8 protein-coding genes are annotated in these 13,148 nt (G+C 48.6%); 7 read left to right on the forward strand and 1 reads right to left on the reverse strand.

Going from position 1 to position 13,148, the window contains the following annotated elements; translation table 11 throughout:
• Positions 1-288 precede the first annotated feature (288 nt).
• The 7 genes from smc (at position 289) to tnpC (ACOCLE_RS01845) (ending at position 11,387) form a co-directional block, all read left to right on the forward strand.
• Positions 289-3,798 (forward strand): chromosome segregation protein SMC, encoded by a 3,510-nt coding sequence (gene smc / locus ACOCLE_RS01815; protein WP_419535268.1) that lies wholly within the window; start codon positions 289-291, stop codon positions 3,796-3,798.
• A 270-nt stretch (positions 3,799-4,068) separates the two neighbouring features.
• On the forward strand, positions 4,069-5,271 hold the full coding sequence (gene zipA, locus ACOCLE_RS01820) for a cell division protein ZipA (protein WP_419535269.1): 1,203 nt from the start codon (positions 4,069-4,071) through the stop codon (positions 5,269-5,271).
• A 103-nt stretch (positions 5,272-5,374) separates the two neighbouring features.
• Positions 5,375-7,420: an NAD-dependent DNA ligase LigA gene (gene ligA / locus ACOCLE_RS01825; RefSeq protein WP_419535270.1), complete on the forward strand. Its 2,046-nt coding sequence runs from the start codon at positions 5,375-5,377 to the stop codon at positions 7,418-7,420.
• Positions 7,421-7,577: 157 nt separating this feature from the next.
• Positions 7,578-8,159: a hypothetical protein gene (locus ACOCLE_RS01830; RefSeq protein WP_419535271.1), complete on the forward strand. Its 582-nt coding sequence runs from the start codon at positions 7,578-7,580 to the stop codon at positions 8,157-8,159.
• Positions 8,160-8,288: 129 nt separating this feature from the next.
• Entirely contained in the window at positions 8,289-8,456 is a 168-nt protein-coding gene (locus ACOCLE_RS01835; protein ID WP_419535272.1) for a hypothetical protein, read from the forward strand.
• A 47-nt stretch (positions 8,457-8,503) separates the two neighbouring features.
• Positions 8,504-10,009 (forward strand): IS66 family transposase, encoded by a 1,506-nt coding sequence (gene tnpC, locus ACOCLE_RS01840; RefSeq protein ID WP_419532963.1) that lies wholly within the window; start codon positions 8,504-8,506, stop codon positions 10,007-10,009.
• Positions 9,999-11,387, forward strand: a complete 1,389-nt coding sequence (gene tnpC / locus ACOCLE_RS01845; RefSeq protein WP_419535273.1) for an IS66 family transposase — start codon at positions 9,999-10,001, stop codon at positions 11,385-11,387. Before tnpC (ACOCLE_RS01840) ends, tnpC (ACOCLE_RS01845) begins: the two co-directional genes overlap by 11 nt.
• On the opposite strand, the gene ACOCLE_RS01850 is transcribed toward tnpC (ACOCLE_RS01845), so the two are convergent.
• Entirely contained in the window at positions 11,338-13,056 is a 1,719-nt protein-coding gene (locus tag ACOCLE_RS01850) for a PQQ-dependent sugar dehydrogenase (protein WP_419535274.1), read from the reverse strand. The genes tnpC (ACOCLE_RS01845) and ACOCLE_RS01850 overlap by 50 nt on opposite strands.
• Positions 13,057-13,148: the final 92 nt, after the last annotated feature.

The raw sequence follows: 13,148 nt of genomic DNA on the forward strand, positions 1-13,148 counted from the left end.
GCTGCAAAGCAGTCTTAAATTATTAAAAATAATGGAAGTCGCCTTTTACATTTCGGAAAAGGCGACTTTTCTATTTACTGTGTTAATGTGTAAGATCTGGATTGAAAGAAATATAAACTCTTTCAAATAAACGATTCGCTATGACAAGGAACCGGAGCCCAAAGCAACATGCTATGAATGGTGGTTTTACCGGAGCATAAAGCCCCATAGCGTGAACTATTGGTCAGTATTCAGGCTTGTATATTCTATACAGAGCCGGGCCCCGACAGTGAAGAGCTAAAGGAAACGATGCGTTTAAAATCCATCAAACTGGCCGGATTCAAATCTTTTGTGGACCCAACAACGGTTCACTTTCCCTCCAATATGTGCGGTGTTGTAGGCCCCAATGGTTGTGGAAAATCCAATGTTATCGATGCCGTCCGCTGGGTAATGGGGGAGTCTTCTGCCAAGCACCTGCGTGGCGAATCCATGACCGACGTTATTTTCAAAGGTTCCAATAGCCGAAAGCCTGCGAATCAGGCGATGGTAGAGTTGATTTTTGATAATAATGAGGGGCGGGTTACCGGTGAATTTGCCGCCTATCGCGAAATTTCTGTCAAGCGCACCCTTAATTCGGATGCCAAAAACACCTATTACCTCAATGGCAGCAAATGCCGGCGCAAAGACGTTATGGATATATTCCTGGGCACCGGGCTTGGACCCAGAAGCTATGCCATTATCAGTCAGGGCATTATTTCCAACCTGGTAGAGTCGAAACCGGATGAACTTCGAGTCTTTATTGAAGAAGCGGCTGGTATTTCCCGCTACAAAGAGCGCCGTCGTGAGACGGAAAACCGTATCCGCCGAACCAATGAAAACCTTGAGCGACTGACAGACCTGCGGGAAGAACTGGGGCGTCAGCTTGGCCATCTGCAACGTCAGGCTCAGGCGGCGGAAAAGTACAAAGAGTACAAAGCTGAGGAGCGGCTTAAAAAGGCTCAGCTCCAGGCGTTGAAATGGCAAACCATCAATACTGGAGCTCAGTCCCAGGAACAGGCTATCCGCGAGTTTGAGGTCCAGCTGGAAGCGGCGATCAGTCAACAGCGTTCGGCGGATGCCGCCATGGAAGACGATCGTGTCCAGCAGATGGAGCTGAGCGATCGTTTTCATGAAGCTCAATCCAGCTATTACGGTACGGGTAATGAAGTTACCCGTATTGAACAGACCCTGCAGCATCGGGAAGAACGCTCCAGAGAGTTGAGTCGCGACCTTGAACAGGTGGAGCATAGCTGGGAAGAAGCCCGTGAACAGCTGGCGGATGATCAACAGCAGCTGGAAGCGTTTCAGGAAGAGCTGATTGAGCTGGAGCCGGAGCTGGCCATGCTGCAGGATCAGGAGTCGGACTCCGGTGATGTTCTGACTCAGGCAGAAGAGGCCATGCAGCGATGGCAGCAGGAGTGGGATAATTTCAATCAGCGATCCCATGAGCCAAAACGAACCGCTGAAGTTGAACAGTCCCGTATCAATCATGCCGAGCAGGTGATGGGGCGTTTGCAGGAACGGGAAGGGCGTCTGAAAGAAGAGTCAGCCGCTCTGGGTGGCACTGAAGATCAGGAGGAGATGACCCTTCTGTCGGAAAAGCTGACCGAACTTGAGTTGACGGCAGAAACCGTTGAGCTGCGTATTGAAGAGTGTGTCGAAGCGGTTGAGCAGCAGCGTGATCAGGTACAGAACCTGACGGCTGAGCTGGAAAACAACCGGGATGAACTCAGCATGGTGCGTGGTCGACACGCATCTCTGGAAGCCTTGCATCAGGCATCACTGCATCAGGATACAGGAACCATTGAGTGGCTTGAGCAGCATCAGCTTAATGAACATACCCGCTTGATGGATAAGCTTCAGGTAGATACTGGCTGGGAACGTTCAGTCGAAACTGTACTGGGCGACAGTCTGCAGGCAGTCTGTCTGGATAGCCTTGATCCAGTGGCTGATGCGCTGGGTGCGTTAGAACAGGGATCTCTGGTCCTGTTGGAGGCAGGTACCAACCATCGGTATTCTCCTTCGTTAAGTGAGCTGCCACTGCTGACAGACAAAGTGATCAATGGTCAGGAAGCTCTGCCCCTGTTGGCAGGCATCTATGCTGCGGATTCACTGGAAGCAGCGCTTTCCCTTCGTTCAAAACTCCAGTCGGGTGAATCGATCATCACGTCGGATGGAATTTGGCTCTCTTCCGGCTGGCTGCGGGTTAACCGAGGTGTTGATAATAATGCCGGTGTTCTGGAGCGCCAGAAGGAAATGGATGCTCTGGGTGAAAAGCTGATCACTCTGGAAGAAAACAGTCAGCTATTGAAAGAGCAGCTTGAGAGCGCAAGAGGAAAGCTTGAACAGCACGAGTCCCAGAGGGAACAGCTGCAGAAGCAACTGTCCGATTTAAATAGGAACCAAGGTGAGGTTCGGGCTGACCTCGGCGCTCGAAAGGTCAGGCTTGAACAGTTCTCTGAGCGTCGTCGACGCCTTGAGCATGAGCTGCAGGAAGTCAGGGAACAATATGAGCTGGAACAGGAAGTGATTGGTGAGTCCCGAATGCGCCTGCAGGAAGCGCTGGACCATATGGAAGAAGACATTGGTCGTCGGGAAGCGATGCAGGAGCAGCGTGAGAAGCTGCAGACCCGTCTTGAGGAGGTGCGTCATCAGGCTCGTTTTGATAAAGAGCGGGCTCATCAGCTTGCTCTGCGCCAGCAATCCATCAATACCCAGATTGCTTCTTTGAAGGCAGCGATTGAGCGTTTAAGCCAGCAGTCTACCAAGCTCCGGGAGCGACGGGAGTTTATCAGGGAGTCCATGTCAGAATCCAACTCTCCAGAAGGTGATCTGCGGGAACAGCTGGAGGAAATGCTGGCCAGACGCCTTGAGGAAGAAGAAGCGATGCAGCAGGCGCGGATGGCGCTTGAAGAGGTGGAACAGCGAATTCGAGCCGGAGAGAAGGTTCGCCACAGTGCAGAACAGCAAGCTCAGAAAGTTCGGGAGCAACTGGAAAAACTGAGGATGGACTGGCAGGGGATGCAGGTTCGTCGAACAACATTGGCTGAACAATTGAAAGAAGATCAGTTTGATCTGGAAACAGTGCTTGAGAACCTTCCGGATGATGCTTCCGAGCAGCAATGGGAGCAGGAACTTGAGCGGATCGCTGCACGAATTGAGCGCTTGGGTGCCATCAACCTGGCAGCTATTGAAGAGTACGAAACCCAGTCGGAGCGAAAGCAGTATCTGGATGCCCAGAATGACGATCTGGAGTCTGCTCTCAATACGCTGGAAAATGCCATTCGCAAGATTGACAAGGAGACTCGTCAACGATTTAAGATGACTTTCGATAAGGTCAATACGGGGCTTCAGGAGTTGTTCCCTAGGGTCTTTGGTGGTGGTCAGGCGTATCTGGCGTTAACCGGTGAAGATCTGCTGGATACTGGGGTCGCTATAATGGCCCAGCCGCCCGGAAAGAAAAACAGCACCATTCACCTGCTTTCCGGGGGTGAAAAGGCGCTGACGGCTATCGCACTGGTATTTGCCATCTTCCAGTTGAATCCGTCGCCCTTCTGTATGCTGGATGAGGTTGACGCCCCTTTGGACGATGCCAACGTTGGGCGGTATGCCAAAATGGTTTCTGAAATGAGTGATAAAGTGCAGTTTGTTTACATCACTCACAACAAAATCGCCATGCAGGCCGCCAGCCAGCTGGTAGGTGTTACCATGCATGAGCCCGGGGTGTCCAGACCAGTATCGGTGGATATTGAGCAGGCCGCGGCAATGGCTGAGTTGTAAGTACCCATAGTGGGATGCTTAAGAGTTGGATAAATAAGCTATGACTTTGACATTACGCAGTCTATAAAGCGCGTAAAGTAAGTGTTCATAGCTTAATTTGTTATTTTTTTATTGTAATATTGCAACGTTGGCCGATTGCAGCAGTAATTAATGCAGATGTGATAAATGACAGTGGTCTATTTTTTATAATGGTTATTGTCATATAGTGTTATCACAGGGAAGCAGACTGTAATTCGGGCGTTGTTTCAAGGTCTACAGGGCAGCAAGGACATGAGTTTGCGAGAATGGCTAATACTCATAGGAATACTGGTAATCGCCGGCGTTTTGGTTGACGGTTATCGCAGGATGCGACTGGCCAGAAAAAGGTCATCGGAAATCAGCTTTGGTCTGGAGGAGGTCAAAGGCTATGACGATGATTTTTCCAGTGAACTGCCCAATGGTGGTGCCCGGCCCAGCTCTCTGAAGGAAGCTCTTCTGAAAGAAGGGTTTGCCAAAAAGGATCCCGCCAGAACTCGTGTTGAACCCGGGTTTTCAGGGGGGGATTATTCCGATGGCTACTCAGAAGAGCCTGTTGAAGAAGTGCCCGTTTATCCTGAATCGTTGAGACAGCGTCACCATCACACAACCGAAGAAGATGAATTACACGCTGAGGAAAGCTCAGTCAGGGACTCTACTTCTGGGGAAAAAGTGAGGACCCAAAGGGCGCTTGATCTGGATGAGCCTGTGCCGGTACTCATGAATCTGGATGAGTCTCAGCAACCCTCAAGAAGCAAACGCTTTTCATCCGCTGGGGATAAGTTGCCAGCTGAAGACTTCTCACAAGCGGAAGGATCAGACCGATCTGTTCGCTCACGTGAAGCGTCCAGACTGGATGCTGAGCCGGAAGAAATTGTCGGTCGCCCAAGAGTGGCAGCCAGCCAGGGTAAGGCCCCAATTCAGGAGCGTGACGTTTCGGCCAGAGAGAGTTCGAACCCGCAGAAAGAACTCAACCTGGGAGGGCGTGAAAAAGCCGAGAAGTTAAAAGACCGTCCACCTGCCAGTGAAGTGATTGTCATCAATGTGCTGTCAAAAGGAGGTGGTATTTTCGCGGGTGAACAGCTGATGCAGTCCATGCTGTCGTCAGGCATGCGCTTTGGTGATATGTCGATCTTCCATCGATATGCGAATGCCGATGGTACCGGAAAGATTTTATTCAGTATGGCAAACGGTGTTAAGCCAGGCACCTTTACCATCGATAATCTGGAAGCCACTGAAACGCCGGCGTTGAGCCTGTTCATGAGTCTGCCGGGGCCAGAAAAACCCATGCAGGCATTTGCCCTGATGGAAGAGACTGCACGTCGTCTTGCCCTTGATCTGGGTGGAGAACTGAAAGATGAACAGTTCAGCGTGATGACTCAGCAGACCCTTGAACACTGTCGTCAGCGTATTCGTGAATATGAACGCAAGCAGCTGGCGAAACAGCCGGTGCATTGATACTCCTGTGGGCGGGCTATAGCCATTCAGGGTGAAGCCAGCGGCCTGATGTTTTCTTCAGCGGGTTCTCTTATAGAGAACCCGCTTGCATTTGATAATCTCCATGAGCATGACTTCTTCAGATCTTTTTTCCCCTGAGCTTGCAGAACAAGAGATACTTCAGCTGCGTCAGCAGATCAGTGAGCACAACTATCGTTACTATGTTCTGGATGAGCCGGAAATTCCGGATAGTGAATACGATAAGCTGTTTATCCGCCTGAAATCGCTTGAATCTGAGTACCCACAACTGATAACTGAAGATTCTCCTACGCAGCGGGTTGGTGGGACCCCATTAAAAGCGTTTGGCCAGATTCGCCATGAACTGCCAATGCTCTCTCTGGATAACGCTTTTGATGAAGAAGATCAGGCAGATTTTAATCGCCGGGTTAAAGAGCGTCTGGGCACCACTGAGGATATTGAATACGCCTGCGAACCCAAGCTCGATGGTATCGCTGTTAGCCTGTTATACGAAAATGGTCTTCTGGTCAGGGCGGCTACTCGTGGTGACGGCACTACCGGGGAAGATATTACCCAGAATATTCGCACGATTGAGTCCATTCCACTGAAGCTGATGGGAAATGATTGGCCTAAGCGCCTTGAAGTCCGTGGAGAGGTGTATATGCCGAAAGCCGGTTTCGAGCAGTTAAACCGGCGGGCCAGTGCTAAAGGTGAAAAGACGTTTGTAAACCCGAGAAATGCCGCTGCTGGCAGCTTGCGCCAGCTGGACTCACGCATAACGGCCAAACGTCCACTGACGATCTATTGCTACAGTGCAGGTGTTGTGGATGGTGGAGTGCTGCCGGATACGCATGGTGAGATTCTTGCCTGCTTCAAAAAATGGGGATTACGGGTCAGCCCCGAATTAAAGGTCGTCAAAGGTGTTCAGGCCTGTGAAGGCTACTATCAAGCCATGGCTGAAAAGCGTGAGGGGCTTCCTTACGAGATTGATGGTATTGTGTATAAAGTTAACTCCATTGCTCAGCAGCAGGCTTTGGGATTTGTTGCCCGGGCTCCCCGCTGGGCTATCGCCCGTAAGTTTCCGGCACAGGAAGCAATCACTACGCTTAAGGATGTCGAGTTTCAGGTAGGAAGAACCGGTGCTATTACTCCGGTCGCCCGTTTGCATCCTGTGTTTGTTGGAGGGGTGACGGTCAGTAATGCGACCCTGCACAACATGGATGAAATTGAGCGTCTGGATATCAAAATAGGTGACAGTGTTGTTATCCTCCGGGCTGGTGACGTTATTCCCAAGGTGGACCGGGTTATCCATTCCATGCGTCCTGATGATGTCCGGGATATCAAGTTTCCTGATCGCTGCCCGGTGTGTGATTCTGAACTGGAACGGGAAGAAGCCATCTTGCGCTGTTCTGGCGGGCTGTTCTGTTCTGCTCAGCGCAAAGAGGCCATTAAGCATTTTGCCTCCCGCAAGGCAATGGACATTGATGGCCTTGGGGATAAACTCGTTGAACAGCTGGTCGATCGTAAATTGATAGAAACGGTTGCTGATCTATTCAGCCTTTCTGCCCTGGAAGTTTCCGGCCTTGAACGTATGGGTAAAAAATCGGCTGAAAACCTGATCAATGCCCTTGATCAATCCAGAAAAACCACGCTCTCCCGTTTTATTTATTCTCTGGGGATCAGGGAAGTGGGCGAGGCAACCGCACAGGGACTGGCAGGTCACTACCGAGATTTGAATAAGTTGATGGCTGCCTCCGTTGAAGATTTGCAAACCGTTGATGATGTTGGCCCCATTGTCGCTGGTCATATTGAGAAGTTTTTCCGTCAGGAGCATAACTGTGAAGTGATTGATGCGCTTCTGGCGAAAGGCGTTGCCTGGGAAACCGAATCTCACATTGTGGAAGAGGGAGATCAACCGCTTGCTGGTGAAATCTGGGTTCTGACAGGGACCTTAAACACAATGACCCGCGATGAAGGCAAAGCCATCCTGCAAAAGCTGGGTGCCAAGGTGACCGGTTCTGTCTCTGCAAAAACATCGGCGCTGCTGGCTGGTGAAAAAGCGGGCTCAAAACTGGCTAAGGCAGAGAAACTGGGAGTGCGTATCGTCACTGAAGATGATTTTATGCAGATGCGGCAGGAGTGGGGCGTGTAGTGCCTGCCTGCGGCAGTTTGATTTGAGTTGAACCCCGGAGTTCACAAAGTTCCGATAGACACTCCTGAAAGTCGGAATTGATCAAGTGGAATAAAGCTTATCTTTTCTCTGTGTGCTTTGTGATCTCAGTGGTTGAAATTAGGAGGATGGCAGCTGAATGTCAAACCTGAGCCGAAAGCTGTTTGTTTTGATCGTGTCTGCAGTACTGGCAGGCTGTGCCACCAAGGCACCACCACAGAAACCCCACAATCTTTGCAGTGTGTTCAAAGAAAAACGCAGTTGGTATAAAGACGCCAAAAAATCCAACCAGCGCTGGGGTACCCCCATTCAGATCATGATGGCCATTATGTATCAGGAGTCATCCTATCGGCACGATGCTCAGCCTCCACGTCCATGGTTTCTTTTCATTCCATTACCTCGTGACTCTTCCGCCTATGGTTACTCGCAGGCACAGGATGGCACCTGGGATCAATACGTCAGAGAAGCCGGAGGTTTTTTCTCCAGCCGAAAAGATTTTGGCGACTCTATCGACTTTATTGGCTGGTATACCCACAAGTCCCGCAAGATTAATGGAACTTCACTCTGGGCAGCGGACCATCAGTACCTGAATTACCATGAAGGCTGGTATGGTTATCGCAAGGGAACTCACAAGAAAAAGAAATGGCTGCTGAATACTGCCGGTACGGTTAAACGAAGAGCCAGTGACTATGGTGAGCAGTTGCGTCGGTGTGGACTGTAAAGCCATTAGTGAAATTGATTGTTTAAAGCTTAATCCGGTGGTAACTATTCAGCACCCTTCATATAAATCTGGAATTTTCTGATTTTTCGACCATCATCTTATACTCAATTTTTCTAACAAATCTCCAGTATGGAACCAGACTTCCCAGCTACTCCGTTTACCGAAGCTCTCCTTAAAGAGAATGAAGAGCTTCGGACCGAGAATGCGCTTTTACGGGAACGTTGCAGCGAACTGGAAGAAAGGGTTAATAAAAACGTAACTATTCAGCACCCTTCATATAAATCTGGAATTTTCTGATTTTTCGACCATCATCTTATACTCAATTTTTCTAACAAATCTCCAGTATGGAACCAGACTTCCCAGCTACTCCGTTTACCGAAGCTCTCCTTAAAGAGAATGAAGAGCTTCGGACCGAGAATGCGCTTTTACGGGAACGTTGCAGCGAACTGGAAGAAAGGGTTAATAAAAACAGTCAAAACAGTAGTAAGCCACCATCGTCAGATGGTTATCAAAAGCCCAGTAAAAAAGGGAGTGATAAAGGTGATACATCTTCCAAAGAAGCCCCCTGCTCCTCACAGGAAACACCGAACCCCAAAAGCCTTAGACCATCTTCAGGCAATAAACCAGGTGGCCAGAAAGGTCATCAAGGCTCTTGTTTGAGACGTGTCGCCTTACCCGATTATGTCAGGCATCTGAAGGTTGAAAAATGTTGCTGTTGCCAGTCTTCGCTTATCGATATTAAACCCACCAAATACATTGAGCGACAGGTTTTTGATCCAGGTAGACCCGGAGAATTTGAAGTTACCGCGTACTGGGCAGACGTTAAAGTATGTCCTTGTGGTAAACGGAACACCGCTGAGTTTCCCCAAGGAGTGAAAGCCGCTGCTCAATACGGAGAAGTGACTCAGGCAATGGCTGTTCATTTAAACCAGTATCACTTCATCCCATATCACCGGGTGTCTGAGTATTTCAATACTATTTATTGCATGAGTGTCAGCGCAGGCTCTGTTGCCAATTTTGTTGCCTATACCCATGAGAACCTGGCCTCTACTGAGCAGAGTATCCGCGATGCTTTACAAGAAAGTCCGGTTGCAGGAGCGGATGAAACTGGCATGCGGGTTGACGGTTCACTGTGGTGGTTACACATTATGCGAGATGACCAATGGACGCTTTACTACCTCTCAGAAAGGCGAGGTTGTGAAGCAATGGATGCAATGGGCATCCTGCTGACTTTTGCAGGCATTCTGGTTCACGATCATTGGAAGTCCTACTTTGCCTATGCGGCAGTGCATGTGCTTTGTAATGCCCATCATCTGAGAGAGCTTCAGGGAGTTGTCGATAGGGATGCGAATAAGCTGGCTCTGCGGCTGATGAAATTGCTTACGCTCTCCTGGCACTTCTGCAAGAAATACAAAGCAGCCGGTCTGACTCAAATGCCTGGTGCAATACAGCTTCGCATTGAGACGATATACGACCAAATCCTTCAAAGGGCTCTCACGAAGGAAACCGCTTATATGGAAAAACAACGACAGGTGCTTGGACGTAAGAAGGTCAGGAATACCAAGGCCTACAACCTGTTCAAAAGGCTTATTGAGTTTAAGGTTGAAACGTTGCGCTTCATGTCGGACTTTTCAATTCCCTTCGATAACAATGGCAGTGAACGTGATGCCAGGATGGCCAAACTTAAGCAGAAGATCTCAGGCTGCTTCAGAAGCGAAGACGGAGGTACCATGTTTACCCGAATCCGAAGCTATTTATCATCTGCTAAAAAGCAGGGGTTGAACATATTTCAGGCGCTTCTTAAAGCGGTTCGAAATTACAACAATACGCCTTTGCTGGGTGCTGAATAGTTACAACAGTAGTAAGCCACCATCGTCAGATGGTTATCAAAAGCCCAGTAAAAAAGGGAGTGATAAAGGTGATACATCTTCCAAAGAAGCCCCCTGCTCCTCACAGGAAACACCGAACCCCAAAAGCCTTAGACCATCTTCAGGCAATAAACCAGGTGGCCAGAAAGGTCATCAAGGCTCTTGTTTGAGACGTGTCGCCTTACCCGATTATGTCAGGCATCTGAAGGTTGAAAAATGTTGCTGTTGCCAGTCTTCGCTTATCGATATTAAACCCACCAAATACATTGAGCGACAGGTTTTTGATCCAGGTAGACCCGGAGAATTTGAAGTTACCGCGTACTGGGCAGACGTTAAAGTATGTCCTTGTGGTAAACGGAACACCGCTGAGTTTCCCCAAGGAGTGAAAGCCGCTGCTCAATACGGAGAAGTGACTCAGGCAATGGCTGTTCATTTAAACCAGTATCACTTCATCCCATATCACCGGGTGTCTGAGTATTTCAATACTATTTATTGCATGAGTGTCAGCGCAGGCTCTGTTGCCAATTTTGTTGCCTATACCCATGAGAACCTGGCCTCTACTGAGCAGAGTATCCGCGATGCTTTACAAGAAAGTCCGGTTGCAGGAGCGGATGAAACTGGCATGCGGGTTGACGGTTCACTGTGGTGGTTACACATTATGCGAGATGACCAATGGACGCTTTACTACCTCTCAGAAAGGCGAGGTTGTGAAGCAATGGATGCAATGGGCATCCTGCTGACTTTTGCAGGCATTCTGGTTCACGATCATTGGAAGTCCTACTTTGCCTATGCGGCAGTGCATGTGCTTTGTAATGCCCATCATCTGAGAGAGCTTCAGGGAGTTGTCGATAGGGATGCGAATAAGCTGGCTCTGCGGCTGATGAAATTGCTTACGCTCTCCTGGCACTTCTGCAAGAAATACAAAGCAGCCGGTCTGACTCAAATGCCTGGTGCAATACAGCTTCGCATTGAGACGATATACGACCAAATCCTTCAAAGGGCTCTCACGAAGGAAACCGCTTATATGGAAAAACAACGACAGGTGCTTGGACGTAAGAAGGTCAGGAATACCAAGGCCTACAACCTGTTCAAAAGGCTTATTGAGTTTAAGGTTGAAACGTTGCGCTTCATGTCGGACTTTTCAATTCCCTTCGATAACAATGGCAGTGAACGTGATGCCAGGATGGCCAAACTTAAGCAGAAGATCTCAGGCTGCTTCAGAAGCGAAGACGGAGGTACCATGTTTACCCGAATCCGAAGCTATTTATCATCTGCTAAAAAGCAGGGGTTGAACATATTTCAGGCGCTTCTTAAAGCGGTTCGAAATTACAACAATACGCCTTTGCTGGGTGCTGAATAGTTACATCCGGTGATGTCTTTATGGCCTCTGAAACCAATTGGATTAAAGCATCATTCAGAGGTCCACTGGGCGGCATTGGTCTGCTCTTACTTTTGAGTCGCTGCTCTAACCGTGTTGTATTGTTATCCAGTTTCAACCAGCCTTGTTGAGCATTTAATATAGATTGAGGGTTTTCATGCAGCTCAGTATGACAGTTTGCACAATGAGAAAGTAACGTCTCTTTGACTTTGCCACTAAACCTGAATTCCACAGTGTTAACTTTTTTGTTTACCGTAGATAACTCTGGAGCTGCTTTTTTGTCTTGATAAGGAATGCCTTTAGCCAAGCGTAAGATTGCTTGATTTCGATCATCAATAATAAGGAGGCTGCCATCCGAGAGCGTAAGAATACCAACAGGTGCTCCTTTGGGGCGAAGATTGGCTACCTTATTCCATTTTGAGATAATTTCAACGTGTTGAGCTTCCTCCTCTCCGTTTTTCATACCCCCCTTTGGAGTAAACATGTGCTGGGTGAATTCATCGCCTGGAGCAACTGGGTTAAGCATAAATGTTGGCTTTTTAGTCAGCTTCGGTAATCCCTGGTCGTCAATTTGATAGGCAACAAGGCGATTGCCAACTGGACGGTAACCGTGCCAGCTTACTAGAAGTGTGTTGTGTAGCTGCGGAAAATAATCATGAGTGTAATAGGCCATATCCAACGGTGCGACGTGGGGGGGCATCAAGGTGTAAGGCTCATGATAGTTTTCCATTGAGCACGCATCGTCGACATTTATATAACTGTATTTTCGGTTTAAACAATAGGGCCAACCGTAGAAACCATTCTCTTTTATCAAATTGATTTCTTCATAAGGCTCATCAGCATCTGGAATATCGGAGCTGTTCTCAGCTTGCAAAATGACTCCACTTTGATGCTGGGCAATGGCCATTGAGTTCCGTAGCCCTGTTGCATACATCTTATAGGTCGAGCTCCAGGCATTACTTTCGGGTATGTAGGTATACTGCCTGAGCCCTGTCTGTTGAGCTTCATGACAGCCCCCTGTTTTAAGCTCCTGTCTGCAGTCATCGGTTTTAGAACCGGCATTGATCAGCAAATCCTTCTTTTTAAGGAAAAGAAATTCAGTGAGAGGGTGGGCGTGCCTCCCTTCTTCATAGGGCAAATTGGAAACAACAACTTGATGATCTTCAACCTGCCCATCTATGAATCTGAATCGTGTAATCTGGTGGGCTTCACCAAGATAGATAAACCCATCTGGTCCAATTCTTATACCATGAGGCAGGCTCAGCCCTGTGAGAACTTTTGAAACCTTAACTGGGCCAGAAAAGGGGCTTCCTCCCATAAACTGCAATTGCCATAAGACTCCTCGTTTATCAATCCACCCCCCCATATCAGTCACCAGCAACGAAAATCCAGGTCGAACCTCCACTGCTTTTCGGGGCTTTACAAAATTGGAATCGGGTGACTTTTGAGCAATCAATGAAAGGCAAGTTCCCTGCATTGACTCAACAGGAAGCTTAGGTAGACCATCACAAAGCTCTTTTGTTGGCGTGTAAGCCTGTATCGGTCTAGCAAAATAAATTAAGGAAGCAACGGAAGCGATTAAGAGTACTCTGGAATTTGATAGCGTTTTAAGCATGAACTGAGCTGACTTGCCGGAAGATCCGATCTTCATCGAGTGTAACAATCGTTGAACATTCCTTTTTGATCATGATGGGCCATAAGAAAGAGAAGGTCAAAATAACCTGGCCTAGTACGACTTTCCTA

The organism is Endozoicomonas sp. (assembly GCF_965196975.1).
Lineage (GTDB): Bacteria > Pseudomonadota > Gammaproteobacteria > Pseudomonadales > Endozoicomonadaceae > Endozoicomonas.

Coding starts and splice junctions, on each gene's coding strand:
- ACOCLE_RS01830 (WP_419535271.1), top strand. CDS start 7,578: ATGTCAAACCTGAGCCGAAAGCTGTTTGTTTTGATCGTGTCTGCAGTA.
- ACOCLE_RS01850 (WP_419535274.1), bottom strand. CDS start 13,056: ATGAAGATCGGATCTTCCGGCAAGTCAGCTCAGTTCATGCTTAAAACG.
- tnpC (WP_419532963.1), top strand. CDS start 8,504: ATGGAACCAGACTTCCCAGCTACTCCGTTTACCGAAGCTCTCCTTAAA.
- ligA (WP_419535270.1), top strand. CDS start 5,375: ATGAGCATGACTTCTTCAGATCTTTTTTCCCCTGAGCTTGCAGAACAA.
- ACOCLE_RS01835 (WP_419535272.1), top strand. CDS start 8,289: ATGGAACCAGACTTCCCAGCTACTCCGTTTACCGAAGCTCTCCTTAAA.
- smc (WP_419535268.1), top strand. CDS start 289: ATGCGTTTAAAATCCATCAAACTGGCCGGATTCAAATCTTTTGTGGAC.
- zipA (WP_419535269.1), top strand. CDS start 4,069: ATGAGTTTGCGAGAATGGCTAATACTCATAGGAATACTGGTAATCGCC.